The 23,920-nt window shown below is 69.8% G+C and carries 25 protein-coding genes; 7 read left to right on the top strand and 18 right to left on the bottom strand.

What is annotated here, in order from left to right:
• Nucleotides 1-6: 6 nt before the first annotated feature.
• Nucleotides 7-837 (bottom strand): helix-turn-helix transcriptional regulator, encoded by an 831-nt coding sequence (locus tag ACWEOO_RS39575; protein WP_452147445.1) that lies wholly within the window; start codon nt 835-837, stop codon nt 7-9.
• 111 nt (nt 838-948) lie between these two features.
• Here ACWEOO_RS39575 and ACWEOO_RS39570 point away from each other — a divergent pair, with 111 nt between their 5' ends.
• Both ACWEOO_RS39570 and ACWEOO_RS39565 read left to right on the top strand, forming a co-directional pair.
• A complete protein-coding gene (locus ACWEOO_RS39570; protein WP_452147429.1) occupies nt 949-1,962 on the top strand; it encodes an aldo/keto reductase in 1,014 nt (337 codons plus the stop codon).
• A 118-nt stretch (nt 1,963-2,080) separates the two neighbouring features.
• Entirely contained in the window at nt 2,081-2,857 is a 777-nt protein-coding gene (locus tag ACWEOO_RS39565; protein WP_452147428.1) for an SDR family NAD(P)-dependent oxidoreductase, read from the top strand.
• Nucleotide 2,858: 1 nt separating this feature from the next.
• On the opposite strand, the gene ACWEOO_RS39560 is transcribed toward ACWEOO_RS39565, so the two are convergent.
• Both ACWEOO_RS39560 and ACWEOO_RS39555 read right to left on the bottom strand, forming a co-directional pair.
• Nucleotides 2,859-4,730 carry a glycoside hydrolase family 76 protein gene (locus ACWEOO_RS39560; RefSeq protein ID WP_452147427.1) on the bottom strand — a complete coding sequence of 624 codons (1,872 nt, stop codon included), beginning with the start codon at nt 4,728-4,730 and terminating at the stop codon, nt 2,859-2,861.
• A gap of 113 nt (nt 4,731-4,843) precedes the next feature.
• Nucleotides 4,844-5,593 carry an aldo/keto reductase gene (locus tag ACWEOO_RS39555; RefSeq protein WP_452147426.1) on the bottom strand — a complete coding sequence of 250 codons (750 nt, stop codon included), beginning with the start codon at nt 5,591-5,593 and terminating at the stop codon, nt 4,844-4,846.
• A gap of 122 nt (nt 5,594-5,715) precedes the next feature.
• Between ACWEOO_RS39555 and ACWEOO_RS39550 the strand changes: the two genes are divergently transcribed.
• The 3 genes from ACWEOO_RS39550 to ACWEOO_RS39540 all read left to right on the top strand — a co-directional run bounded on the left by ACWEOO_RS39550 (nt 5,716) and on the right by ACWEOO_RS39540 (nt 8,077).
• Nucleotides 5,716-6,765 (top strand): LLM class flavin-dependent oxidoreductase, encoded by a 1,050-nt coding sequence (locus ACWEOO_RS39550; protein ID WP_452147425.1) that lies wholly within the window; start codon nt 5,716-5,718, stop codon nt 6,763-6,765.
• A 122-nt stretch (nt 6,766-6,887) separates the two neighbouring features.
• Nucleotides 6,888-7,766 (top strand): peptidoglycan recognition protein family protein, encoded by an 879-nt coding sequence (locus ACWEOO_RS39545; protein WP_452147424.1) that lies wholly within the window; start codon nt 6,888-6,890, stop codon nt 7,764-7,766.
• A gap of 5 nt (nt 7,767-7,771) precedes the next feature.
• A complete protein-coding gene (locus ACWEOO_RS39540) occupies nt 7,772-8,077 on the top strand; it encodes a pyrophosphatase (RefSeq protein ID WP_452147423.1) in 306 nt (101 codons plus the stop codon).
• Here ACWEOO_RS39540 and ACWEOO_RS39535 read toward each other — a convergent pair.
• From ACWEOO_RS39535 to ACWEOO_RS39510, 6 genes are all read right to left on the bottom strand, one after another.
• The gene (locus ACWEOO_RS39535; protein WP_452147422.1) at nt 8,065-8,631 is read right to left on the bottom strand and encodes an HAAS signaling domain-containing protein; all 567 of its coding nucleotides are present in this window, start codon (nt 8,629-8,631) and stop codon (nt 8,065-8,067) included. The two genes, ACWEOO_RS39540 and ACWEOO_RS39535, sit on opposite strands and share 13 nt — an antisense overlap.
• A 79-nt stretch (nt 8,632-8,710) precedes the next feature.
• On the bottom strand, nt 8,711-8,950 hold the full coding sequence (locus tag ACWEOO_RS39530) for a hypothetical protein (protein ID WP_452147421.1): 240 nt from the start codon (nt 8,948-8,950) through the stop codon (nt 8,711-8,713).
• The gene (locus ACWEOO_RS39525) at nt 8,947-9,288 is read right to left on the bottom strand and encodes a PadR family transcriptional regulator (protein ID WP_133781728.1); all 342 of its coding nucleotides are present in this window, start codon (nt 9,286-9,288) and stop codon (nt 8,947-8,949) included. The genes ACWEOO_RS39530 and ACWEOO_RS39525 overlap by 4 nt, the downstream gene beginning before the upstream one ends.
• 61 nt (nt 9,289-9,349) lie before the next feature.
• Nucleotides 9,350-10,918: a DUF6297 family protein gene (locus ACWEOO_RS39520; RefSeq protein ID WP_452147420.1), complete on the bottom strand. Its 1,569-nt coding sequence runs from the start codon at nt 10,916-10,918 to the stop codon at nt 9,350-9,352.
• The gene (locus tag ACWEOO_RS39515; protein WP_359932836.1) at nt 10,915-11,559 is read right to left on the bottom strand and encodes an ABC transporter ATP-binding protein; all 645 of its coding nucleotides are present in this window, start codon (nt 11,557-11,559) and stop codon (nt 10,915-10,917) included. The genes ACWEOO_RS39520 and ACWEOO_RS39515 overlap by 4 nt, the downstream gene beginning before the upstream one ends.
• Entirely contained in the window at nt 11,556-12,191 is a 636-nt protein-coding gene (locus ACWEOO_RS39510; RefSeq protein WP_359932833.1) for an O-methyltransferase, read from the bottom strand. Before ACWEOO_RS39510 ends, ACWEOO_RS39515 begins: the two co-directional genes overlap by 4 nt.
• Before the next feature lie 96 nt (nt 12,192-12,287).
• Here ACWEOO_RS39510 and ACWEOO_RS39505 point away from each other — a divergent pair, with 96 nt between their 5' ends.
• The gene (locus ACWEOO_RS39505) at nt 12,288-13,268 is read left to right on the top strand and encodes a carbohydrate kinase family protein (RefSeq protein ID WP_359932830.1); all 981 of its coding nucleotides are present in this window, start codon (nt 12,288-12,290) and stop codon (nt 13,266-13,268) included.
• On the opposite strand, the gene ACWEOO_RS39500 is transcribed toward ACWEOO_RS39505, so the two are convergent.
• The gene (locus ACWEOO_RS39500) at nt 13,265-13,681 is read right to left on the bottom strand and encodes an ester cyclase (RefSeq protein ID WP_355688603.1); all 417 of its coding nucleotides are present in this window, start codon (nt 13,679-13,681) and stop codon (nt 13,265-13,267) included. The two genes, ACWEOO_RS39505 and ACWEOO_RS39500, sit on opposite strands and share 4 nt — an antisense overlap.
• A gap of 73 nt (nt 13,682-13,754) precedes the next feature.
• On the opposite strand from ACWEOO_RS39500, the gene ACWEOO_RS39495 reads away from it, so the two are divergent.
• Nucleotides 13,755-14,348: a TetR/AcrR family transcriptional regulator gene (locus ACWEOO_RS39495; protein ID WP_452147419.1), complete on the top strand. Its 594-nt coding sequence runs from the start codon at nt 13,755-13,757 to the stop codon at nt 14,346-14,348.
• On the opposite strand, the gene ACWEOO_RS39490 is transcribed toward ACWEOO_RS39495, so the two are convergent.
• Genes ACWEOO_RS39490 through ACWEOO_RS39455 form a run of 8 tightly spaced genes read right to left on the bottom strand, consistent with a single transcriptional unit; the run spans nt 14,336 to nt 23,467 of the window.
• Nucleotides 14,336-15,022, bottom strand: coding sequence for a GntR family transcriptional regulator (locus ACWEOO_RS39490; RefSeq protein ID WP_355484395.1), 687 nt, complete (start codon nt 15,020-15,022; stop codon nt 14,336-14,338). The genes ACWEOO_RS39495 and ACWEOO_RS39490 overlap by 13 nt on opposite strands.
• Nucleotides 15,023-15,076: 54 nt before the next feature.
• Complete coding sequence (locus ACWEOO_RS39485) at nt 15,077-16,354, bottom strand: alpha/beta fold hydrolase (protein WP_452147418.1); 1,278 nt, start codon at nt 16,352-16,354, stop codon at nt 15,077-15,079.
• Nucleotides 16,351-17,175 (bottom strand): ATP-binding cassette domain-containing protein, encoded by an 825-nt coding sequence (locus ACWEOO_RS39480; protein WP_452147417.1) that lies wholly within the window; start codon nt 17,173-17,175, stop codon nt 16,351-16,353. Before ACWEOO_RS39480 ends, ACWEOO_RS39485 begins: the two co-directional genes overlap by 4 nt.
• Nucleotides 17,172-17,975, bottom strand: a complete 804-nt coding sequence (locus tag ACWEOO_RS39475; RefSeq protein WP_452147416.1) for an ABC transporter ATP-binding protein — start codon at nt 17,973-17,975, stop codon at nt 17,172-17,174. The genes ACWEOO_RS39480 and ACWEOO_RS39475 overlap by 4 nt, the downstream gene beginning before the upstream one ends.
• Nucleotides 17,972-18,955 (bottom strand): ABC transporter permease, encoded by a 984-nt coding sequence (locus ACWEOO_RS39470; protein ID WP_452147415.1) that lies wholly within the window; start codon nt 18,953-18,955, stop codon nt 17,972-17,974. The genes ACWEOO_RS39475 and ACWEOO_RS39470 overlap by 4 nt, the downstream gene beginning before the upstream one ends.
• Nucleotides 18,952-19,905 (bottom strand): ABC transporter permease, encoded by a 954-nt coding sequence (locus tag ACWEOO_RS39465; RefSeq protein WP_452147414.1) that lies wholly within the window; start codon nt 19,903-19,905, stop codon nt 18,952-18,954. Before ACWEOO_RS39465 ends, ACWEOO_RS39470 begins: the two co-directional genes overlap by 4 nt.
• Nucleotides 19,902-21,596, bottom strand: coding sequence for an ABC transporter substrate-binding protein (locus tag ACWEOO_RS39460; RefSeq protein ID WP_452147413.1), 1,695 nt, complete (start codon nt 21,594-21,596; stop codon nt 19,902-19,904). The genes ACWEOO_RS39465 and ACWEOO_RS39460 overlap by 4 nt, the downstream gene beginning before the upstream one ends.
• Nucleotides 21,596-23,467 (bottom strand): glycoside hydrolase family 127 protein, encoded by a 1,872-nt coding sequence (locus ACWEOO_RS39455; RefSeq protein ID WP_452147412.1) that lies wholly within the window; start codon nt 23,465-23,467, stop codon nt 21,596-21,598. Before ACWEOO_RS39455 ends, ACWEOO_RS39460 begins: the two co-directional genes overlap by 1 nt.
• Nucleotides 23,468-23,920 lie beyond the last annotated feature (453 nt).

The raw sequence follows: 23,920 nt of genomic DNA, 5'->3' as shown, positions 1-23,920 counted from the left end.
GCAGGGTCAGGCGAAGGACTGGGTACCGATGACGCGGAGGAGTTCCAGTTTTTCGCGGGCTTCAGTGCCTTCGATCGGGACGAAGGCCCGGATCCGGAGGTCTGCCTCGGGGGTGAGCAGGAGTTCGCAGGTCAGGTCGAGGGTGCCGACCTCGGGGTGCAGGATGCGCTTGCTGGCGAGGCGGCAGACGGCGACCCGGTGCAGCTCCCACAGGTCGCGGAACTCCTGGCTGCGGTCGAGGAGCGCGTCGACCAGTTCGGTGACGTCGCGGTCGCCGTTGCGGCGGGCGTGGGTGGCGCGGAGGTCGGCGACGTGGGCGGCCGAATGGGCCTCCCAGTCCTCCTCGGGGAACAGCCGCCGGGTGCCGGGTTCGGTGAACCACGCCCAGGTGAGGTTCCGGCCGGCTCCGCCGCCGAGCACGACGTCGGCCAGGTGGTTCTGCCAGAGCACCTCTTCGATGTCGGTGGTGATCGCGACCGGGATGTCGTCGAGCCGCTGGACCAGCCCGATCAGGCCGGGGTTGATGTGCCGCCCGGCGCGGCGCAGCGGCGGCGTGAATCCGGCCAGGTGGTACAGATGGTCGCGCTCGTCCAGGTCACAGCGCAGCGCGCGGGCCAGGCCGGCGACGATCGGCTCCGACGGGTTCGCGCCGCGGGACTGCTCCAGCCGCGAGTAGTAGTCCGTGGACATCCCGGCCAGCTGCGCGACCTCCTCGCGGCGCAGTCCCGGCGTACGGCGGCGTGCGCCCTCCGGGAGGCCGACGTCGGCGGGCCGCAGCACCTCGCGGCGGCGTCGGAGGAAGTCGGCCAGGGCGTCACGATCGATCACACGTTCCATCATGCGTGACCGGCCAAGCGGGTATCCAGGGACAACCTGTCCGTGGATGAAGTGGGCCTTCTCCGCGCCCGGCGGCGGGACCAGGGTGGAGGCAACCAAGGAGGATCAACCATGCATTACCGCACACTCGGCCGGACCGGTATCAAGGTCAGCCCGTACGCCCTCGGCGCGATGATGTTCGGTGCCGTCGGCAACGACGACCGCGACGAGTCCGTCCGGATCGTCCACAAGGCGCTCGACGCCGGGATCAACTTCGTCGACACCGCCGACATGTACTCCCACGGCGAGTCCGAGGAGATCGTCGGCGAGGCGCTCAAGGGCCGCCGTCAGCACGTCGTCCTGGCCACCAAGTCGCACCTGCCGATGGGTGACGACCCCAACCAGCGCGGCAACTCGCGGCGCTGGATCATGACCGCCGTCGAGGACTCGCTGCGCCGGTTGCGGACCGACTACATCGACCTGTTCCAGATGCACCGGCCCGATCCGGAGACCGACGTCGAGGAGACGCTGTCCGCGCTGACCGACCTGATCCGCAGCGGGAAGGTCCGCGCGATCGGTACGTCGACGATGCCCGCGAGCGAGATCGTCGAGGCGCAGTGGGTGGCCGAACGGCGCGGTCTCGAACGGTTCCGCACCGAGCAACCGCCGTACTCGATCCTGAACCGCGGGATCGAGCGCGAGGTGCTCCCGATGGTTCAGAAGTACGGGATGGGCGCTCTGGTCTGGAGCCCGCTCGCGGGTGGGCAGCTGACCGGGCGGGCGCCGTCGGACCTGCGGCGGACGGCGATGTTCCGGCACATGTCCGACCAGCGCCGCCTCGACGCCGTCGAGCAGCTGGTCCCGGTCGCCGACGCCGCCGGGCTCAAACTCACGCATCTGGCGATGGCGTTCGCGATCGCGCACCCGGCGGTCACGTCCGCGATCATCGGGCCGCGGACGATGGAACACCTCGACGACGCCCTGGCCGGAGCCGACGTCGTCCTCGGCGACGACGTGCTCGACCAGATCGACAAGATCGTCCCGCCGGGCACCGACGTCGGCCGCCTCGACATGGACTACAACACTCCCGCGATCCTCGACGCGGGCCTGCGGCGCCGGAACCTCGGCGACCGGCCGGCGGCCTAGCAGCCGGCGGCGGTTCCCGGCGGTCCCTGGTCCTGGCACTCCCAGGGACAGCGGGACCTGGTTGGCCCGGTCGCGATCGCGGATCCTCGGTGGTGGGACCACTGAAAGGACTGTTGCCATGAGCAAGCTCGCTCTCGTCACCGGAGCCACCTCCGGCATCGGCCGGGCGTTCGCCGACCGTCTCGCGGCCGACGGCTACGACCTGATCGCCGTCGGCCGCAACACCGACCGCCTCGACCAGCTCGTCGAGGCCCGGCCGGACGTGAAGATCTCGCCGGTGGCCGCCGACCTCTCGACCCTCGACGGCATCCGGGCGGTCGCCGACCTGGCCGCCGCCGAACCCGTCGACCTGCTGGTGAACAACGCCGGCGTCGCGCACTACATGCCGCTCGCCGAGCTGCCCGCGGACAAGGCGGCGGAGCTGGTGATGGTCAAGGTTCTCGCTCCCACCCTGCTGACCCGGGCCGTGGTCGGCGGGATGCAGCAGCGCGGCAGCGGGGCGATCGTCAACGTGGGCGGGATGATCGCGTTCAGCGGACCGGCGCCGAGCACCGTGATGCCGCGGCGCGCCGTGTACGCCGGGGCGCTCGCGGACCTGCTCACCTTCTCCCAGACGCTGAGCGCCGAGCTGGAAGGAACCGGCGTCAAGGTGCAGGCGCTTCTTCCCGGTGTGGTCGCCACCGAGTTCCACACCCGTCAAGGGCTCGATCTGAGCGCGATTCCGCGGATGAGCGCCGAGGACGTCGTCACGGCAAGCCTGCACGGGCTGGAACTCGGCGAGACGGTCACGGCTCCGGGAGTTGAGGACCTCAAGCTCCTGGAGACCGTGTTCGCCGCGGACCTGGCCGCGTTCGGCGGCCAGAGCCCGCAGCTGGCGACTCGCTACCGAGACTGAATCAGTTGTACGTCGCCGTCACGTGGTAGACGCGGCCGCCCCAGCCGTCGTCCGGGAACGAGTCCGAGATGCGTACGTACCCGGCCTTGTCGGCGCCGAGGTGCGGCGTCAGGTCGAAGGTCCGGACGGCCTTGTTCTCGCCGTCGTGGTACGGGGTCGTCTCGGTCGCCACCGTCGTCCAGTTCTGCCCGTCGCCGCTGACCTGGATCACGAACTGGTTGTCGATGGTCAGCGCCACGGACGCCGACGTCGCGTCGGACGGGAACGGGAACCGGTAGACGAAGTACGAGTGCCCATCGGCGAACCGGTTCTGGACGCCGTTGCTCTGCGACCCGTCGGCGTCCCACAGCCACGGGGTCTCGGCCGCCGTACCGGTGTCGAAGTCGGCGGTGTGCGCGATCAGGATGTCGGACCGGGTGCTGTACGACAGCTGGGATCCGGACGTCACCGCCGCGGTCACCGAATGCAGACCGTCGGCCGTCCCCGCGGGGATCGTGACGTCGAGCTCGACCGACGTCTGCACCGGCACGGCGTTGCCGCGCGTCCGCAGCGTCACCGTGGAACGAGCCGGCGTCACCGTCCAGCCGGAGGGAGCGGTCGCCTGGACCACAGCCTGGAGCTGGTCGCCGACCGGGCCGGTGGCTTGGACGTCGACCTTGACCTTCACGTGCGTCCCGCTGCCGGTCGCAGGCATCACCACGGGCAGGGCGGGATCGGTCGTCGCAGACAACGACCGCGTCGGCGGCGTGGCCGGTACGGCGGCGATCAGGGCGCTCAGCGCACTGGCCTGGGTCCGCCAGTCGAAGACGTTCGGGGTCGCGCCGGACCACCGCTCACCCAGCCGGTCGGAGGCGTCGCGGTCGTTGTTCCAGACCGTGGCGGCCTGCTGTGCCACGAAGTCGGTGTAGCGACGGTCGCGCGTGGTGTCCGCGAGATCCATCCAGTAGCGCATGAAGATGCCCTTGAACTGCTTGCCGTTGTCGTCGCACGTGCGGCCGGGGACGTCGCAGGCCTCGGTCAGAACCCCGTCGGTCACCAGTCCGCCGGGAGCGATCGCAGCGTCGGCCAACCGCCGTACCGTGGTCAGCAGTTTCGGGTCGCGGGTCGCGCGGTAGAGCTCCAGGCCGGCACCGATCGCGAGGCCCTGGTTGTAGCTCCAGACCGTGTCGCCGTTGCTCTCGCAGTTGCTCCGCAGGCCGTCGTTGACGAGGCCGGCCGAGTTGATCATGCCGCTGCCGGTGAACCAGGTCCAGCCTTCCTTCGCGCGGCCGAGCCAGCGCTGGTCGCCGGGCATCCGGTTGTGCAGCTCGGCGGTGAGGCGGATCCACAGGCCGTTGGTGACGGCGTTCTTGTAGGTGCGCTCACCGTCCCACCACACGCCGCCGCCGCACGAGCTCGGATCCCAGTAGCCCTCGACGTACTCGGCGATCGTGACCGCCATGTCGAGGTACTTGCGGTCCTTGGTCAGGTCGTACGCCTGGATCCAGGTCAGGCCCCACCACTCGGAGTCATCGATGGCGCGGCTGGTGAAGTTCCCGAGCAGCGGGTCACCGGACAGGTACCCGGCCGGGAAGACGCCCTTGTCCTTCTCGAACGTGTTGTCCAGCTGCCCGAGATAGCGCCGGTCGCCCGTGCGCTGCATGTAGTCGCCGATGGTCTGCAACGCGACCGCGGAGTTCCACCAGCTGGACGGGAACCAGGCCTTGTTCGGCTCGTACGAGCTCATCAGCTGGTCCGCGGCGACCCGGGCGCGGGCGACCGCGCTCGCTCCGTCGGCGGCGCCCGTGGCGCCCGCGGACTGTGGGGCGAGGGCCGCGGCGAGCAGGATCGCCCCGGCCGTGAATACCTTCAGAATCTGCACACGACGATTCACGCGCTCTCCTCGAGATGCTTCGTGGCGGCTCGGCGCACCGAGGTTTGGAAACGTTTCATCAAGCTTCGAGGCAGTATCGTCGTCGCCCCAGACAACGATGTCAATGGTGAGTGTCAGGCCAGAATCGCGGCAATCTCGTCCAGCTGCTCCGCCGTGAGCGCGCCGTACCGCAGTGCACCGGCGTTCTCCTCCACCTGCGCGAGCGTCCGCCCGTCCGAGTTGAGCACGTCGCGGATCGCGTCGAGCCGGCGCAGCGACTCGGCCTGGTCACCGCCGCGGAAGTCCCACCCGTGCCGTACGTCGTCCGCGGGCAGCGTGCTGTCCTGGTCGAACTTCCCGGTCAGCAGACCCATCCCGAGCGGACCGCGCACGATACTGGCCAGCCCGCGCTGCTCACACAACTCGAGTACGTCGACGTTGCCGCCGAACACATTGAAATGCTGCTGGATCGCCTTGCACTGCGGGCTCTTCGCGAACAGCGCCGCGCGCTCGGGGTCGTCCGTGCTCCACCCGATCGCGCGAATCTTGCCGACGGCAACCAGCTCCTCGAAGACCGCGAGCACGTCGTCCGCCTTCGCGAGGTCGTAGCCGCCGAGGTGGAACTGGTACAGGTCGATGCGGTCGGTGTTCAGCCGCCGCAACGACTCGTCACAAGCCCACCGGATGTACTCCGGGTCGCCGTTCTCCCCCGGCGCCTCGCGGGTCTCCTCGACGTAGGTGTACCCGGCCTTCGACGCGATCACGATGTCGTCGCGGACATCCCCGAGCGCCTCCGCGATCAGCTTCTCGCTGTGCCCGCAGCCGTAGACGTCCGCGGACCGGACCCCCCCTGGCGGGCGTGCGGCCCGCCGATGGCCCAGCACCCCATCCCGAGCGCACTGATCTCCGTCGCACCGATCGACCGCCGAATCATGGGAACCTCCAGTGTCGACCAGCACGCGAGACACCCAAAGTCTAGTAAATGACTGAACTTAAACTGCTTCGCATGACCTTTCTCTGGTACATCCCGAACCAGGTCGGCCCCGGGCACCGTGGGGACGACGCCGTCCAGGGACACAACAGCATCGAGCGGCTGACCGAGCTGGCCCGGCTCACCGAGGAGCACGGGTGGTCGGGTGCGCTGATCGGCACCGGGTGGGGCCGGCCGGACACGTTCACCGTCGCGACCGCGCTCGCCGCGCGGACCACGACGTTCCAGCCGCTGGCCGCGATCCGGCCCGGGTACTGGCATCCCGCGCATTTCGCGTCCGCGGCGAGCACGCTCGACCAGCTCACCGGCGGGCGGCTGCTGATCAACATCGTCTCCGGTCAGGACAACCTCGCGGCGTACGGCGACAGTGAGGGCGACCAGCCGCAGCGGTACGCCCGGACCAAGGAGTTCCTCCAACTGGTCCGGCGGCTGTGGACCGAACAGGACGTGACGTTCACCGGCGAGTACTTCTCCGTCACCGGCTCCACGGTCGCGACGCGGCCCGTCGTACGGGAAGGGCGGCCGCATCCCCGGCTGTACTTCGGCGGCGCGTCGGACGCGGCGCAACGGGTCGCCGCGACGGAGGCCGACGTCCAGCTGTTCTGGGGCGAGCCGCTGGACGGCGTCGCCGGGCGGATCGCCCGGCTGCGCTCACTGGAGCAGGAGCTCGGTCGCGAGCATGCGCCGCTCGAGTTCGGGTTGCGCATCACGACGCTGGTTCGGGACACGACCGATCAGGCCTGGGCCGACGCCGAGGCGAAGGTCGCCGAGATGGCCGAGAAGCAGGGCTCGCGGGACCGCCGCTGGTTCAAGGCGGTCGGCCAGCAACGCCTCCTCGACCTGACCGAACGCGGCGAGGTCCTCGACGACAACCTCTACACCGCCCCGGCCAAGTACGGCGGCGGCGGCGCCGGCACCACGTGGCTCGTCGGCTCCCCCGACGACGTCGCCAAGTCCCTGCGCAGATACCGCGACCTCGGCATCACCCACTTCATCCTCTCCGACACCCCGTACCGCGAGGAAACCGCCCGCATCGGCGACCAACTGCTGCCGCTGCTCGGCTGAGATGGTCCCCCTGACTGAAAGGATGTGCTCCATCGCTTGACGTGTGCGTGCCGGCCGTGATCGGTTGATTACCGAGCGCCAACCGCGGGTATGTGGCGTTGTGAGGCATGTGAGGAGCACTGATGGTCGATTACCTGCCCCGGTCCGCATGGAACGCGCGGCCGCCCAACGGCGGGCCGGGAAACCTGACCGTGTCGCGAGTCGAAGGTGCGGTCATCCACTGGCCGGGCACCGGATCGACGTCGGTCATCCACACCAAGGCCGCGGTCGCGTCCGCGTTGCGCGGGTGGCAGGACTACCACATGGACACCCGCGGCTGGTCGGACATCGCGTACCAGGTGGCCGTCGACCAGGCCGGCCGGGCCTGGACGCTGCGCGGCCTGCGGACCCAGTCCGGCGCCAACGGCGACACCGACGTGAACGAGCGGTACGGCGCGATCCTGCTGATCCTGGTCACCGGGGAGCAGCCGTCGGCCGCGATGAAGGCGACCACCCGCGCGGTGATCGCCGACTTCCGCAGAATCTACCCCCGCGGTACGGCGATCCGGCCGCACTCCGCGGTCCGCCCGGAGCCCACCGACTGCCCCGGCGACCCCGCCCGCGCCGCGATCGCCCGCGGCGAATTCACCCCTGGCCACTCGGAGGACGACGACATGACCCCGGCGCAGATGCAGGAACTGAAGAACTTCATCGAGGCCCGGACACAGGCCTACGCGCTCTGGGTCCACAAGCAGCTGCGCCGCGACCTGTCCGCGGTGGTGAAGGCGTACGCGCTCGACATCAAGAACTACGAGCGCCAGACCGATGCCGCCGACGCCGCCCGGGCCGCCGCCGCGGTCTGGGCGACCGCCCCGACGAGCCTGCAGGCCAACGGCGAGGCTCCGGCTGCTCCGGAGCAGCCGGCCGCGCCGGACCCGAACGTCGATCCGGAGCTCAACCTCCCCGACCTCGACCCGTTCCCGGACGCCCCGGCCGAGGATGCCGCCGACGCGTCCAAGTAGTCGGGATGGACCTCGAGCAACTGTCGGAGCGGCTGGAGAAGATCTCGGTCGGGTACGGCGAGCGCCTCGGCTTCGACCGTGACCCGGACTGGTTCCTGCTCAAGCTCCAGGAGGAGGTCGGCGAGCTCACGCAGGCCTACCTCCAGCACACCGGCCGCGCCCGCGCCAAGGGCGCGACACCGGACGGCATCCGGGACACGTTCCACCAGGAGTTCGCCGACGTGCTCTGCCAGCTGCTGCTCTTCGCGCGCCGGCACGACGTGGATCTGCCACGCGAGATCGAGCGGAAGTGGCTGGTCTACGAAGCCTGAGTGCTGCGGCCCGGGCCGGCGTTCCTGATCAGCAGCCCGAGCACGACGAACGGCGCCAGGCCGACCAGGATCGCGATCGGAACCCCCAGCCACGCCGGCAACGTGAAGCCGGTCTGCAACGTCACCAGGAAGTACACGAAGACGAAGCCGAACGGCCAGACGAGGGTGCCCAGCCATTTCTCGCCGCGGGTCCACCGGTCCGACGTCCAGAGCAGAACGGCGCCGACGACCCAGCCGATCAGTGCGAGGAACCCGCCCAGCGGGAGCAGGCACAGCGCCAGCACCTCGCGGCCGCGGAACCTCGGGCGGTACCGGTCGACCAGCACCAGCCCGTCCGTGGACGCCGCGACGAGTTCGTCCGGGTCCCCCAGCCGCTGCAGCATCCGCCGTACGTCGTCCTCCGACGTCGCTCCCGCGGCCCGGGCCTCCGCGATGTGCGACGTGACGTCGGCGAGCAGGTCGGTCCGCCGTCCCTCGGGCAGCGGCTCGGCCGCCTCGGTCAGGTACTTCAGGTAGGCGTCGACGAGGTGATCGCCGTCCGGTCGCACGCTCACGCCGGGGCCTTCGGGTTCCGCGCCTCGACGAACACGGCGATCAGCAGCGCGAACTCCACGACCGTCGCGATCGCGACGCTCAGCCAGAGCGGCGGCTGGAACCTCTCGGCGCCGACCGCCGCGGCCAGGCGAGCGTGCCGACGATCTTCCAGACCCAGGTCCAGCGGTTCGACGCCCACAGCAGCCAGACACCGACCAGCCAGCCGACGATCGCCAGGAACGGCCCGAACACCAGCAGCGCGAGCGCACCCCAGTCCCACGGCCGCAACCGCGGCTCGGCCGCCGGCACCACCACGCCGCCCGTCATTTCCCTGTTCATCCCCGTCTCCCACTCTCCAGGATCGCGTCAACCGAGGCGCAGAACCGTTGCCAGTCCGCCGTGAACGCGGCCAGTGCCTGGCTGCCCTCGGCCGTCGATGTGTAGTACCGCCGCGGCGGCCCGGACTCGGACTCGCGCCAGCTCGTCTCCACCAGACCTTCCCGTCGCAGCCGGGCCAGCAGTGGATAGATCGTGCCTTCGGTCGTCACCAGACCGTCGACCTCGCCCAGCGCCTTCACCAACTCGAAACCGTAACGGGGCTCTCCCTGCAACAGCGCCAGCACGCAGAACTCCAGCGTCCCGCGGCGCAGTTGCGTGAAGACCTTCTCCGCTACCATGCGAGACAAGGTACCTGTCCGCACCAAGATGCGGCAAGGATGGCTGCCGCGTCAGCGATCCTCAGTCGGTTTTCGGGCGGACGGCCAGCATCGCGAGCAGTACGACGCCCGGGACCACCACGACCCAGAGCGGGCTGAGGTTGAGCAGCACCGGCGCCAGGCACAGCACGAGCAGGTCGAAGCCGCGGGCCGGCTGCGAGAACAGGCCGGGCGGGATCGCGCCCATCGGCGACGTGACCAGCGGGCCGGCGTACGACGGCGGCCGGGCCGACGCCTGCCGGACGGCGCCGGAAATGATGCCGGCGGCAACGGCGAAGGAGGCCGACGCGCTGCCGATCGCCGGGAAGGCGCAGGCGGACCAGACGATCGTGAACAGGCCGGGGACGACCGCCATGATCACCCGGAGCTCGCGCAGGTCCCAGCCGAGCGCGCGGACCAGACCGGTCGAGCGGCAGGCGGTGCGGAGGCCGTCGAGCATCGGCCGTACGGCGATGAAGCCGGCGATCGCGGCCGCGACAGGGACCAGGATGTGGAAGCCGGCGCCGTGCACGGCGTACGGGACCACGAGCAGCGCGAACGCGACGGCGAGCCGCCGCGGCCAGCGCAGGATCCGGAGAAACTCGCGATGCACGAGCGCGGCGCCCTGCGCACCCCGCCCGCGCCGCGAGTGCACCCGGCCCTTGAGCCGCCAGTGCCGTCCGGCGATCACGTCACCGAGCATGCTGATGTCGAGACTGCTCGCCGCCCCCGCCAGTCCGGCCAGCAACTCCCCACCCGCAATCACACTGATCCGCCCCAGCCGGTCCAACGTCCGCGAGACGAGGAAGACCAACACAGCGCACACAACGACTGCTACCGCAAACACCAGCAGGGGGACGGCGCCGGACCGATCGTCCTGGATCTGGCCGAACGCGAGCGTCGGGTAGCCGTACTCGTCGACCAACTGCGACGCCAGGACCACGGTGCTGGACTGATCCTCGCGCGGCTGGAAGGCCAGCAGCACCGCCGGCACCACGGCGGCCAGCAGCAGGACATCCGCGACGCGCAACGCCCATCGGCTGCGTCGCGCCGATTGCTGCGCCCACACTGTCGCGACCGCGGCGCAGACCAGCGTCGCGCCGATCAGAACGGCCGCCAGAAGTACGTCGGTCAGCGAGGCTCCGAGGAGTGCCCAGACGAGCGCGCCGACGACGACGCCGAGCACCGCGACAGATCCCATCACCAGCCGGTACGCCGGGCGCAACAAGGCGGCTCGGTCGACCGGAGTCGCGAGCAGCCAGAAACCGGTGGCGCGCGACGCCGACACCGGCCCGATCGCGAGCAGCACCCGGAGGGTGATTGCCAGCAGCAACGGTACGGCGATCCACGGCATCCAGTCGGCGAGCTGACCGCACGTCCGCGACGTACAGCCGGACGCGTTCGAGTTCAGGTGCCGTACGACGTTGCCGCCGGTCGCGCCGGCCATCGCGATCGTGAACAGGACCAGGTAGACGTCCTCGAAGATCTCCCAGAACGACCGGTCCGCGTGCTGCCGGCGCGTCGTCCGCATCCACTGCCGCAGCGACCGCGACGACGGGATCGCCCCGAAGTCCGCCGGATCGAACTCGACCGGCCCGTCGGCAGCGCTCATGGCAGCGGAGTGAGCGTGACGACGGAGTCCGCGACCGTCTCGACGAGCGCCGGGTCGTGGCTGGCGAAGAGGATCGCCGTCCCGGACTTCTTCTCCGCGACGAGGCGCTCGGACAGCCACTGCACACCGCCGGTGTCGAGCCGGGCCTCGGGCTCGTCGAGGACCATCAGCTTGCGCGGGCGGACCAGCGCGGTCGCCAGCGCGAGCCGGCGGCGCTGACCGGACGACAGCGAGCCCGGCAACTGGTCGGCGGCCGGCAGCAGGCCGATGTCGTGCAGAGTGGTGTCCACGAGGTCTTCGGGCGACGCGTTGCCGTGCGCACGGGCGAGCAGGTCGAGATGCTCGGCCGCGGTCAGGTCCGGGAAGAAGTCCAGGTCGTCGAGCAGCGTGGCGACATCCCGGCGAACGGCATCGGCCCGCTCGTCGATCGGCACGCCGTCGAGCAGGATCTTCCCGGCGGCCGGTTCGGCCGCGCCGACGATGCACTTGAGCACGGTCGTCTTGCCGGCGCCGTTCGGCCCGACCAGCGCGATCGCCTGACCGGCCGCCAGCGTGAACGTGAGACCCTCGATCACCGGCCGGTCGCCGTACTTGTGCTGCAGATCCGCCACCGAGAGCCGGGGCGCCGCCTTCTTGCTCACTTCTTGCGGACCAGCGTCAGTCCGTCGCCGATACCGAGCATGATGACGTCCACCCGGTCGTCCTGCGCGACGTGCGCGTTGAATTCCTTGCGGTCGGCGGGCCCGTCCTCGTCGATCACCCGGCCGCCGGCCAGCGTGTTGTCGAACAGCAGCAGCCCGTTCGGCCGGATCAGCGGCAGCACGGTCTCGAAGTACCGGATGTACCAGTCCTTGTCGGCGTCGACGAAGGCCAGGTCGAACTCGCCGTCGAGCCGGGCCGCCGACTCGTGCGCGTCGCCGATCCGCAGGTCGATCTTGCCCGCGACGCCGGCCCGCTCCCAGTACTTGCGGCCGATCGAGGTCCACTCCTCGCTGACGTCCAGGCAGATCAGCTCGCCGTCGTCCGGCAGCCCGCGGGAGATCGCCAGCGCGGAGAACCCGGTGAAGGTCCCGATCTCGACCGCCCGGCGGGCGCCGATCAACCGGGTCAGCGTGGTCAGCAGGCCGGCCTGGTCAGCGGTGGTCAGCATGCCCGCGGGGCTGCCGAGTTCCTCGGTCTCGGCGCGCAACTCGGTCGCGATCTCGTCCAGCGGCATGCCGTGGGCGAGCATGTATTCGTGCAGTTCCTCGGTCACCGGCACCTGATGGCCCATGGAAATCCAGCCCTCCGTGTATTAGATCGGTCGCCTGTAGTCTCTATGGGTTGTTCGTCGCTCTGACACCCACCCCACCCGAGGGAGCACCCAAGCATGCGCATCGCCGTCGCCGGATCGATCGCGTCCGACATCCTGATGACGTTCCCGGGCCGGTTCAAGGACCAGTTCCTCGAGGAGCAGCTGCACAAGGTCTCCCTGTCGTTCCTGGTCGACGAGCTGGTGGTGCACCGCGGCGGCGTCGGCGCGAACATCTGCTACGGCATGGCCCAGCTCGGGTTCCCGTCGCTGCTCGTCGGCTCGGTGGGCGCCGACTTCGCCGAGTACGGCGCGGCGCTGACGGCGGCCGGCGTGGACATCTCGCACGTCCGCGTCTGCGCAGACGTACACACCGCGCGGTTCACCTGCACGACCGACCTGGACGCGAACCAGATCGCCTCGTTCTACACCGGCGCGATGGCCGAGGCGCGCGAGCTCGACCTCGGCGCGATCCACCAGGCCGCGGGCGGTGTCGACCTGGTGCTGATCGGCGCCGACGACCCGGACGCGATGCTCAAGCACACCGAGCTCGCCAAGCAGCACGGGATCGCCGTCGCGGCCGATCCGTCGCAGCAGCTGGCGCGGATGGACGGCGAGGACATCCGCACGCTCGTCGACGGCGCGGCGTACCTGTTCAGCAACGAGTACGAGGCCGGCCTGCTGGTGCAGAAGACCGGCTGGAGCCACGACGAGATCCTCGAGCGGGTCGGCGTCCGGATCACCACGCACGGCGGGGACGGCGTCGTGATCGAGGACCGCACCGGGATCCTGGCGAAGATCCCAGCCGTCCCCGCGCCGGACCTGGTCGACCCGACCGGCGGCGGCGACGCGTTCCGGGCCGGCTACCTCACCGGTCGCGCCAACGGTCTCGACCACGAGGCGGCCGCGCACCTCGGGTGCACGCTGGCGACCACGGTCCTGGAGACGGTCGGCACCCAGGAGTACAGCCTCGACCACCCGACGTTCCTCGACCGGCTGACCAGCGCGTACGGCGCCGACGCCGCCGCGACCGCGAAGCAGGCGCTCCGGTCCGCCTAACCCAGGCGGGTCAGGACACCCGTCTGGGCGAGCAGCGCGAAGCGGTCCGGGCAGCCCCAGTGCTCGACGATCCGGCCGTCGACCACCCGCGCCTGCTCGAACAACGCCATGTCGATCGGCGCGTTGCTCGGCGGCCCGAAGAACGCCCCGGTCGCCGTACCGCGGGCCCGTCCGCGCGCCCAGACCAGGTCGCCGACGACGACCGAGTCCTCCAGCGTGTAGACGATGTCCGGCATCAGCTCGTGCACCTGCCGGATCGCGGCCTTCACCTGGTCCCGCGCCTGCTCACCCCGCCCGGACAGGCCGAACTGGTGCTCGATCAGGTCGGGCGCACACACCTCGTCGACGATCGCCGCGTTCCCCGTCGCGAACCCCTCGTGCAGGATCCGTTCCAACACCGCCAGCGGTTCCATGATCCCCTCCCGTTGCACTATTGATGCACTCGATGCAGTGCTACTGCACTGAACACAGTGATAGTGTGCCGACGTGCCCGAAGCTGTCAAGACCTACCGCCAGGTGCAGGCGGCGGAGACCCGGATCCGGATCGCCGGGGCCGCGCGCCGGCTGTTCGCCGCGCAGGGGTACGGCGGCACGAGCATCGACGCGATCGCCAAGGAGGCCGGCGTCGCGACCCGGACCGTGTACTCGGCGTTCGGCACCAAGCGCGAGATCCTGTCGCTGATCTGCGACCGGTGGCTCCAGGAAGCCGGCGCGATCGAGCGCGCCGAGCAGGTGTTCGCCATCGCGGACCCGGTCGACCGGCTGCGCGGTGCCGCGGGCTGGCTGACGAACCTGTACTCGGCAGGCTTCGACGTCGTCCTGATCTTCGAGGCGGCGACCGACGAGAGCCCCGAGACCAAGGCCTTGCTGCGGTCCAAACTCGCCGGGCGCAACCAGGTCATGGACGCGATGATCGCGTCCCTGGAGGACGTCCTGCGGGTGCCGCTGAAGCAGGCGCAGGCCGTTTACCGCGCCCTCGCGGCGCCCGGTGTCTACCAGGAACTCGTCGACGAGTCCGGGTGGACACCGGCCGAGTTCGAGACGTTCGTCGCGGACTCGCTGCAGCGTCAGTTGCTCTGAGAGCGGGCCCACAGACCGCGGACATGGCCGATGTGGCGCCGCATCAGTTGTTCGGCGCCCTCGGCGTCGCCGGCTTCGACGAGGTCGAGCAGGTCGTGGTGCTCGGTGGCCGACGGAACCAGGCGGCCGCTCTCGACCAGCGGGGTCAGACCGAGCAGCCGGGTCTGCGAGCGCAGGTCCGACACCACGTCGACGAGCTTCTGGTTGCCGGAGTACGCGAGCAGCGTGACGTGGAAGACCCGATCCGCCTCGATGTACGCGATCAGGTCGCCCGCCTCGGCCGCCACCACGATGTCGTCGGCCAGCCGGCGCAGCCGCGGGTAGTCCTTCGCCGGGATCGCCGGGACCACGTCCCGGATCGTCGGCGGCTCGATCAGCTGCCGGACCGCGGCCACGTTGTCCAGGTCCTCGTCGGACACCTCGGTGACCCGGAAGCCCTTGTTCCGCAGGGAGATCACCAGGCCCTCGCGGACCAGGTCGAGCATCGCCTCGCGGACCGGCGTCGCGGACACGCCGAACCGCGCGCCGAGGGTCGGCGCCGAGTACACCTCTCCCGGCTTCAGCTCGCCCGAGATCACCGCCGCCCGGAGCGCGTTGGCGACGCTGTCGCGCAGGTTCTCGCGCTGCGCCAGCCGCCGTACGCTCGGCAGCGGCCCGATCGAATCGGCAGCCATGGGTTCACCTCCTGGGTCGCCGCCTATTGTGAAGCACCGGCCGTCGTTTCGACGTCATTGGTGCGGGACGCCACCCCCGATCGACGCGACCAGCTCGGTGAGCCGCTCGAACACCCGGTCCGCGCCGAGGCCGTCGTGCTCGTACTCGTTCGTCACCCAGGCCTGCACGTTGCCGACCCGGCGTGCGGTGTCCAGCTGCAGCCCGGAGTCGACGTACATGTCATCGAAGTACACCGCGGCCGCCACCGGTACGTCGTTGGCAGCGAGCCGGTCGAGGTCGTACAGCTCGGGCCATCGCGGCCGCTTCGCGAGCAGCTCGACCGCGCCCTGGAACGGCCGCAGGCCACGGATCTCGGCGAACATCCAGGGGTACATCATCTCGCCGGTGAACAGCAGCGGCCGTGCGTCTTCGGCGAACTCGGGGCGCCGTGCCCGCTCCGCCTCCGCCGCCCAGGCCGTCGCGCCTTCGCCGGACCCGTAGATGCTCTCCTGCAGCGCGGCGAACAGCGGGTTGCCGAGGTACGACGAGAGGCCGAGCGCCTGCCCGAGGAACGTGTCGGACAGCTCATCGCCGTCCAGCGCCTCGTCGATCAGCCAGTGGATGCGCTCGTACCCGGGCTTCATCCCGAAGTCGATACCCAGCGACTGGAAGCGGCGTACCGTCAGGCGATCGCCGTCCGGCAGCCGGACGTCGGATTCGGCCAGCCGGTCCGCGATCCGGCCGACGCGCTCCACGTCGTGCGGGTACCGGCGGTAGAACTCCTGGTTCTTGGCCGCGACGCGCGGATAGGTCCGCCGGTACACCTCGGCCGCGGACGGGTCGATCGAGGCCAGCCCGCCGGTCACGTAGCAGGCGGTGAGGCCCTCGGGCGCCTTCGACAGGTAGGTGAGCGTCAGGAAGCCGCCGTAGCTCTGCCCGAGCGTCGACCACGGCTTGCCGCCGAACACGGTCTTCCGCAGGTGCTCCGCGTCGGCGACGATCGAGTCCGCCCGGAAGCACGCCAGGTAGTCTGCGCCCTCCTCGGCCGTCATCGACGCCATCCGCCGCGCGCTGACCGGCGTACTGCGCCCGGTACCGCGCTGGTCCAGCAGGACCACCCGGTACTTCTTCAGCGCCTGCCCGATCCACCCGTCCGCCCCGGTCGGCCGCGGTCCCTTCCCACCGGGCCCGCCCTGCAGGAACAGCAAGCAGGGCAGGTCCTCGTCCTTCCGCGCCGGGTCGACCAGCTCCCGCGCGAACACGCTGATCGACTCGCCCGGCCGCTCCCAGTCCAGGGGGACCGAAACGGTGTGCTCCCGGACGTGCATCCGGGGAATCGTGTAGCTGGTCATCCCGCCTCTTTCTGCCTGCGCCTGGCGTCCCACTCCGGATTGATCCGCGGTACGGCGGCCAGCAGCGTCTTCGTGTACTCGTCCTGAGGGTCGCCGAAGACCTGGTCCCGCGACCCGCTCTCCACGATTCTGCCCCGGCTCATCACCGCGACCCGCTGCGAGATCTGCCGGACGACGGCCAGGTCGTGCGCGATGAAGACGTAGCTGAACCCGCTCTCGCGCTGCAACCGCATCAGCAGCTCCAGCACCTGCGCCTGGATCGACACGTCGAGCGCCGACACCGCCTCGTCGCAGATCACCAGCTTCGGGTTCACCGCCAGCGCCCGGGCGATCCCGATCCGCTGCGCCTGGCCGCCGGAGAACTGCGCCGGGTACCGCCGGCAGTGGTCCGGGTTCAGCCCGACCCGCTCCATCAGCTCCTGGGTGAACGCCCGCCGGCCGCCCTTGGGCGTGATGCCCTGATACGTCAGCGGCGCGGTGACGATCCGCTCGATCGTGTACCGCGGGTTCAGCGACGAGAACGGATCCTGGAACACCACCTGCACGTTGTTCCGGAACGCCGCGAGGTCCTTTCCGCGGGCGTTCGTCACATCCTGCCCGTCGAACACGACACTGCCCGTGGTCGGCTCGAGCAGCCGGGCCGCGATCCGCGCGGTCGTGGACTTGCCGCTGCCCGACTCCCCCACGATCGCGAGCGTCTCACCGAGCTCGACCTCGAAGCTAACGTCGTCCACCGCGGTGAACGTCGACTTCCGCGCCATCGCGCCCTCGCCCCGGGTGACGAACTCCTTCGTCACACTCTTCACTTCGAGCAACGTCACGACGCAACCTCGTCATCTATCCGCGGTACGGCGTCCAGCAACATCCGGGTGTACTCGTGCCGCGGGTCCGAGAACACCTGCTCCGCGGTCCCGTACTCGACCGGGTCGCCCGACCGCATCACCAGCACCCGCCGGGCGATCGAGCTGATCACCGCGAGGTCGTGGGTGATGAACATCAGCCCGGTCCCGGTCGTGGCCTGCAGCTCGGCGAGCAGCTCCAGGATCTGGGCCTGCACCGTGACGTCGAGCGCGGTCGTCGGCTCGTCCGCGATCAGCAGCGACGGCGAGCAGCACAATGCCATCGCGATCATCACGCGCTGCCGCATGCCGCCGGAGAACTGGTGCGGGTAGTGGTCGACCCGGCGTGCCGCGTCCGGGATGTGCACGCGCTCCAGCGCCTCGATCGCGACCTTCCGGGCCGCGCTCCGCGACCCGCCGCGGTGTGTGCGGTACATCTCGGCGATCTGCAGGCCCACCGTGTAGTACGGGTTCAGCGACGACAGCGGATCCTGGAACACCATCGAGATCGCGTTGCCCCGCACGGATCTGAGCTCGCGGTCCGACCGCCCGAGCAACTCGGCGCCGTCCAGCTTGACGCTTCCCGACGTCCGGGCGCCGCGGGGCAGCAGCCCGAGGACCGCGAGCGCGGTCATCGACTTGCCTGACCCGGACTCGCCGACGATGCCCACCGTCTCGTCCCGGTCGACCGTGAACGAGACGTTCTTCACCACGTCGACCGGTCCGCTGCTGGTCGGCAAGGTGACAGTCAGATTGTCGACAACGAACAATGCAGCGCTCATGCCGACACCACCCGGACCCGCGGGTCGAGTGCCGTGTACAGCAGGTCCACCACAACGTTGCCGACGACAACGAAGAAGGCGGCGAGCAGGGTCACGGCCATGATCACCGGCTGGTCGTTCTTGGCGATCGAGTCGGCGGCCAGCTTGCCGATCCCGTTCAGGCCGAACACGGTCTCGGTGATCAGCGCGCCGCCGAGCAGACCGGCGAAGTCCATCCCGAAGATCGTGGTGATCGGCGTCAGCGCCGGGCGCAGCGCGTGCCGGCGCATGATCAGCGCGCCGCTCAGCCCCTTCGCCCGCGCGGTCCGGTAGTAGTTCTCGGCCAGCGTGTCGATGACGTTGCTCCGGGTCAGCCGTGCGTACAGACAGGCGTACCCGACGGCCAGCACGACCCACGGCATCAGGTACGACTCGAACCAGACGAGCGGATTGTCGGCAAACGACACCGCCGACGGGAACGGCAGCACCTGCAGCTTCACCACCAGCACATACTGCAGCACCAGCGCGAGCACGTAGTTCGGCACGCTGACGCCGCCGAGCGCGAGGCCCATACCGGTCCGGTCCCACCACGTGCCCTGCTTGACCGCGCTGACCAGACCACCGATCACGCCGGCCAGCAGCCACAGCACCGCGGCGCCGACCGCGACCGTGATGCTCACCGGCAGCCGTGCGGTGAGCATGCTCCACACCGACTCGTTGGTCTGGAAGCTGTACCCGAGACACGGCGCCGAGCAGTGCACCGAGCCGTAGTCGCGGCCCGCGAAGATCCCGCTCAGGAAGTCCCAGAACTGCGTCAGCAGCGGCTGGTTCAGCCCGAGCACGTCCCGGATCGAGTCGATGCGTTCCGGCGTACACGTCTTGCCGCAGATCATCACTGCCGGATCCGGCGAGAGCTTGAAGAAGATCAGATACGTGAACAGGCAGACGGCCAGCAGGATCACCACGACACCACCGAGCCGGCCGAGAACGTAGCGCGTCATGCTGCCGCTCCCTGGTCGACGAGGGTACGGATCTTGTCGCCGAGGACCGTCAGCGAGAGCACGGTGAGGAACAGGAACATGCCCGGGATCGCGAAGAACATCGGATCCACCGAGTACCAGCTCACCGAGCTCGAGATCATCTGGCCCCAGGACGCGGTCGGCGGTGCGACGCCGACGCCGAGGAAGGACAGGCCGGCCTCGGTGCCGATGAAGCCGGGGATCGCCAGCGTCGTCATCACCACGATCGAGCCGCGCAGGTTCGGCAGGATCTCGCGGAACACCACCTGCGTGTCCTTCGCGCCGGAGGCCCGGGCCGCCTCGACGAACTCGCGGTTCGCCAGCGTCATGGTCTGCCCGCGGATCACCCGCGCCAGGTACGGCCAGCCGAACGCGCTGATCACCACGACCAGCAGCACCGGCCGGTTCCCGGACGGCAGCGACGACAGGATCGCGATCATGAAGATCAGCGCCGGGAACGCCATCAGGAAGTCCATCAGCCGCGAGATCACCTGGTCGACCCAGCCGCGGTAGAACCCGGCGAGCATGCCGAGCACCACGCCGAGAACTCCGGTCAGCAAGGTTGCGGACAACGAGATGGTGATCGATACCCGCGCGCCGTAGACGATCCGGGCGAACAGGTCGCGGCCGTTCTGCGGCTCGACACCGAACCAGTGCGAGCCGCTGATCCCGCCGAGCGCACCGTGCGGCACCCCGCCGAGGTCGGAGTTGATCGCGCCCGAGTCGAACTGGTACGGCCCCCAGCCGCTGAGCTTGGTGATCAACGGCGCGGCCACGGCCATCAGCACCACGATCGCCAGGAACACCACGCACGCCAGCGCGCCCTTGTCCCGCGTGATCGTGGTGAGGATCCGCCGGCCCGAGGCGGGCGGTGTCGTCGGGGCCGACGGCACCGCCTCCTCGACCTCGATCAGGGCCGGGGTGGTGGTCACTTGCCGGTGTCCTTCAGGCCGACGGACACCAGGTCGATGCCGCCGGAGAAGCCGTCGTGCAGGTACGCGCCGCCGATGTTGCTGCCGACCAGCATCAGCACCTTCTCGTAGAGCAGCGGGACGATCGGCGCGAGCTCCATGATCTGCTTGTCCAGTTCGCCGTACGCCGCGTTCGCGGCCTGGACGTCGGTCAGCTTGGCGATCTCGTCGATCTTCGCGTTCACGCCCGGGTCGTTCAGCTGCGCCAGGTTCGTGTTGCCCTTCGCGGTGATGTTGCGGCCGTCGAACAGCGGCGGCAGGAACGTCTGGCCGGACGGCCAGTCCGGGCACCAGCCGGTGATCGCCGCGTCGTGCTGCTGCGACGTCGTCCCGATCACCTCGTAGTACGTCGCGGTGTCGATGGTGTTGATCTTCACGGTGATCTTCAGCGGCTCCAGCGCCTGCTGGATCGCGACGGCCATCGCCTGCATCTTCGGCTGCGCCCGGGTGTCCAACGTCATCGTGAAGCCGTTGGCGAATCCGGCGTCGGTGAGCAGCTTGCGGGCGCCCTCGGCGTCACCCTTGTGATCCGGGCTCGGGTACGGGTCGTAGTCCACCCGGCCGGCGATGGTCGGCGGCTGGATGGTGTTCGCGATCTCGGCCAGCGCCGACCCGCCGTCCGCGTCCCGGACCGTCTGCTTGTTCACCGCGAGGTTGATCGCCTGCCGGACCTTGACGTTGTCCAGCGGCTTCTTCGTGGTGTTCAGGCCCATGTACGTCGTACATCCGCCGAGCCCCGTCATCGTCCGCTGCTTGAGCTGCGGCGTCTGGATCCGGGCGACCGACGCGGCCTGGATCGTACCGGCGATCGCGTCGGCGTCGGTGCCCTGGCCGGCGATCATCCGCTCGTCGATCGTCGCCGGGTCGAGGCCGAACGTCCACTGGAACGCGTCCGGGTTCGCCGTCCGCACGTCGTCGGTCTTCTTGTCCCACTTGTCGTTGCGGACCACCTTGAGCGACGCGCCCGGCTTGTACTCGGACACCTTGTAGGGCCCCGACGCGATCGGCTTGCTGTCCAGCGCGTTGCCCGCGCCCTGGCCCTTCGGCACCGGCGTGAACGTGTTCTGCGCGACCACGCTGCCGAAGTCCGCGAACGGCTTCTTCAGGTGGAACACGACCGTCTTCGCGTCCGGGGTCTCGATCGTCGCCAGGTCACCGGACTTGTACGGGCCCTGGTACGCCGCGGGCGCCTCGATCAGCTGCTTCGCGTACGGCGAGCCGATGCCGATCTCGGGGTCCCACGCGCGCTCGACGCCCCACTTCACGTCGGCACTCGTGATCGGCGCGCCGGTCTCGAAGAACAGGCCGTCCTTCAGCGTGAACGTCCAGGTCTTGCCGCCGTCGGACGGCTTGCCGGTGTCGGTGGCGAGGTCCGCCACGATCTTGGTGCCCTCGGCACCCGGTGCCGCGCCCTGGGTGGTGAGAGTGCGGTAGATCAGCCGGTAGAAGTTGTTCACGCCGCCGTCGAAACCGCGCGCCGGGTCCAGGTGCGAGAACGCCGCGTTCGCGAGCACCTGGAGCGTCCCGCCCTGCGCGGCCTTGGCGCCGGGCCCGGCGGCCTCGTCCTTGGCACCGGACGCACCGCCGCCGCACGCGGTCAGCGCGAGCGCGGCCGACGCCACGAGCCCCACCAGCATGGAAGTTCTCTTCATCAGTGTTCTCTTTCGGTTCGCAGCCATACACGCATGGCCAGGGCCTGACGGTTTCCCCAGAGGAAGTACGGCACCAACGTCACCGGCACTTCGCCGACGGCGGACTCTGCGGGCTGTTGAGTGGGCTGTTGAGTGGGCTGTTCGGAGATCACGGGATAAAGCTCGGCAGCCGGCGGATGGGCGACTTTCGCGGTCAGCTCCAGCACGAGATGCTCGTCCTGCTCGCGCACTGTCGCCGCATGCACGGCCGCCGGGCTCAGCAACAGGTCGTCCACCGGTGCCGCCGCGTCTTGTTGCTCAACGCAATAAACCAGCGGTCCTCGGGCCACGGCGATCGCTCCCCGAGCCGCATCCACGTACGGATGCACCCCATGCGCCCGAGGCGCCATGGGCAACGTCAACCGCACAACGTCCCCCGCCACGAACGTCCGCCGGACAACAGCCCATCCGTCCACCTGTTCGCCGGCCGGGGTGATGTTCGCTTCCGTCGCCCACGCCGGAACGCGGAGCGCGATGGCGCGTTCCTCGGGTGGGGCGTTCTCGACGGTGAGGGTGATTTCGCCGTCCCAGGGGTAGTTGGTGCTCACCTTGACGGTGAGGTCGTTCGCGGTGATGCGGGCGTCGGCGTAGATGCCGACGTACAGGACGTTGTCCCGGGCAACTGCCAGGTGGTCCTGGAGTTCGGACATCCAGCGGATGATGTTGGGCGGGCAGCACGGGCAGCCGAACCAGGCGCGGCGGAGGAGTTCGCCGCCGTCCTCGGCGCCGGAGCGCTGCTCGTGGTCCGGCCGGCGCTGCAGCGGGTTGTCGTAGAAGAACGCCGTACCGTCGGCCGAAAGCCCCACGGCGTAGGCGTTGTAGAGCACCGTCTCGTACACGTCCAGGTACTTCGCCCGGCCGGTCGCGCGGAACATCCGCCACGCCCACTGCATCGTCGCGATCGCCGCGCACGTCTCGGCGTACGCCCGCTCGGACGGCAGCTCGTAGCGGTCGCCGATCGCCTCGTCGGAATGCCGGCTGCCGAGCCCGCCGGTGAGGTACAGCTTGGTCGCGACCATGTCGTCCCACAGCCGCTCGAGCGCCGCGACCAGCGTCGGATCACCCGTCTCCAGGTGTACGTCGGCGGCACCGGCCGCGAGGTACGCCATCCGTACGGCGTGACCGGTGACGGACGGCAGCTCGCGGAACGGCACGTGATCCTGGAAGTACTCCCCCGGGAAGATCGTGTGCTCGAGCTTCCCGCGACCACGCCGGTCGACGAACAGCCGCGCCTGGGTGAGGTAGTCCTCGTCGCCGGTTTCTCGATAAAGCTCGACAAGCGCCATCTCCACCTCGGGATGCCCGTCGACGACCTCTTCCCCGTCGGCGCCGTACTTGCGGACGACGAGATCCGCGAACCGCCGGGCGATTGTCAACAATCGGCCGTCCGACAATCTGCGGTTCGCCGCGACCGCCGCCTGGATCAGGTGGCCGAGGTTGTACAGCTCATGCCCCCAGCCGAGGTCCGACCACGGCTGTTTGGGCTGGTCCGGGTCCTGGAAGTACGAGTTGAGGTAGCCGTCCTCGGCCTGCGCCCGCTCGAGCAGCTCGACGACCTCGTCGTAGAACGCGCGCGCTCCCGCCGGCGCGTCGTCGCGGCCGACTTCGTAGGCGAGTCCTTCGAGGGTCTTGTAGAGATCCGTGTCCAGGAACGGGTACCGCCCGCGGTAGGGCCCGACCGAGGGATCGGCCAGCCGGCGCAGGTTCTCCAGGTTCCCGGCCTTGCGCAGCTCGGCGATCGCATGCGGGATCGTCGCGCGCCGGTTCCGCTCCTGCCAGCCGTGCAGCAATCCACCCGTCAGCCGCGCGTCCAGCTCTGTACCGTGTGACATTGCACAGACCCTAAGTGCAATGTCACACCTTGCCAACCCCTCCCGGAAGACGTTTACACGCCGGAAACGAATGACCCACGGTGCACCCTCGGCCCGGCATCGTGATGCCGTGACCATCCCGCGCCCCGACGCGCGCCGCCCACCACCGAGGCCGGCCGGAAACCTCTACCGAGTCGCCGCCGTGACGAGTTTCCTGACCCTTCCCCTGCTCTGGGTCGCCTACCTGGTGCTGCCGCAGCCCGGGCCGGTCCCGTGCCAGGACCACGTTTGTCCACCGTCGACCGACGTGGTGCGTCGCTCGCTCGAGCCGCCGGAACTCGTCCTCGCGGTCGCCGGCGCCGAGCTCGCCGTGATCGGGTGTTACCTCGCACTGGCCGCGGCACGCCGGACGCTCGATCTCCGCACCGGCCTGCGCTGGTCGCCGGCGGCGGTCGCCATCGTGGCGCTCGCCGT

The organism is Kribbella sp. NPDC004138 (genome assembly GCF_053603655.1).
The sequence above is the reverse complement of the archived record's forward strand: the minus strand, read 5'-3'. Positions and strand labels throughout refer to the sequence as shown.

What these genes read in the sequence shown, in the direction of transcription:
- ACWEOO_RS39455 (WP_452147412.1), bottom strand. Translation starts at nt 23,467, where the DNA reads ATGTCACACGGTACAGAGCTGGACGCGCGGCTGACGGGTGGATTGCTG.
- ACWEOO_RS39575 (WP_452147445.1), bottom strand. Translation starts at nt 837, where the DNA reads ATGGAACGTGTGATCGATCGTGACGCCCTGGCCGACTTCCTCCGACGC.
- ACWEOO_RS39505 (WP_359932830.1), top strand. Translation starts at nt 12,288, where the DNA reads ATGCGCATCGCCGTCGCCGGATCGATCGCGTCCGACATCCTGATGACG.
- ACWEOO_RS39460 (WP_452147413.1), bottom strand. Translation starts at nt 21,596, where the DNA reads ATGAAGAGAACTTCCATGCTGGTGGGGCTCGTGGCGTCGGCCGCGCTC.
- ACWEOO_RS39565 (WP_452147428.1), top strand. Translation starts at nt 2,081, where the DNA reads ATGAGCAAGCTCGCTCTCGTCACCGGAGCCACCTCCGGCATCGGCCGG.
- ACWEOO_RS39550 (WP_452147425.1), top strand. Translation starts at nt 5,716, where the DNA reads ATGACCTTTCTCTGGTACATCCCGAACCAGGTCGGCCCCGGGCACCGT.
- ACWEOO_RS39475 (WP_452147416.1), bottom strand. Translation starts at nt 17,975, where the DNA reads ATGAGCGCTGCATTGTTCGTTGTCGACAATCTGACTGTCACCTTGCCG.
- ACWEOO_RS39470 (WP_452147415.1), bottom strand. Translation starts at nt 18,955, where the DNA reads ATGACGCGCTACGTTCTCGGCCGGCTCGGTGGTGTCGTGGTGATCCTG.
- ACWEOO_RS39510 (WP_359932833.1), bottom strand. Translation starts at nt 12,191, where the DNA reads ATGGGCCATCAGGTGCCGGTGACCGAGGAACTGCACGAATACATGCTC.
- ACWEOO_RS39525 (WP_133781728.1), bottom strand. Translation starts at nt 9,288, where the DNA reads ATGGTAGCGGAGAAGGTCTTCACGCAACTGCGCCGCGGGACGCTGGAG.
- ACWEOO_RS39570 (WP_452147429.1), top strand. Translation starts at nt 949, where the DNA reads ATGCATTACCGCACACTCGGCCGGACCGGTATCAAGGTCAGCCCGTAC.
- ACWEOO_RS39540 (WP_452147423.1), top strand. Translation starts at nt 7,772, where the DNA reads ATGGACCTCGAGCAACTGTCGGAGCGGCTGGAGAAGATCTCGGTCGGG.
- ACWEOO_RS39530 (WP_452147421.1), bottom strand. Translation starts at nt 8,950, where the DNA reads ATGAACAGGGAAATGACGGGCGGCGTGGTGGTGCCGGCGGCCGAGCCG.
- ACWEOO_RS39520 (WP_452147420.1), bottom strand. Translation starts at nt 10,918, where the DNA reads ATGAGCGCTGCCGACGGGCCGGTCGAGTTCGATCCGGCGGACTTCGGG.
- ACWEOO_RS39500 (WP_355688603.1), bottom strand. Translation starts at nt 13,681, where the DNA reads ATGGAACCGCTGGCGGTGTTGGAACGGATCCTGCACGAGGGGTTCGCG.
- ACWEOO_RS39490 (WP_355484395.1), bottom strand. Translation starts at nt 15,022, where the DNA reads ATGGCTGCCGATTCGATCGGGCCGCTGCCGAGCGTACGGCGGCTGGCG.
- ACWEOO_RS39485 (WP_452147418.1), bottom strand. Translation starts at nt 16,354, where the DNA reads ATGACCAGCTACACGATTCCCCGGATGCACGTCCGGGAGCACACCGTT.
- ACWEOO_RS39545 (WP_452147424.1), top strand. Translation starts at nt 6,888, where the DNA reads ATGGTCGATTACCTGCCCCGGTCCGCATGGAACGCGCGGCCGCCCAAC.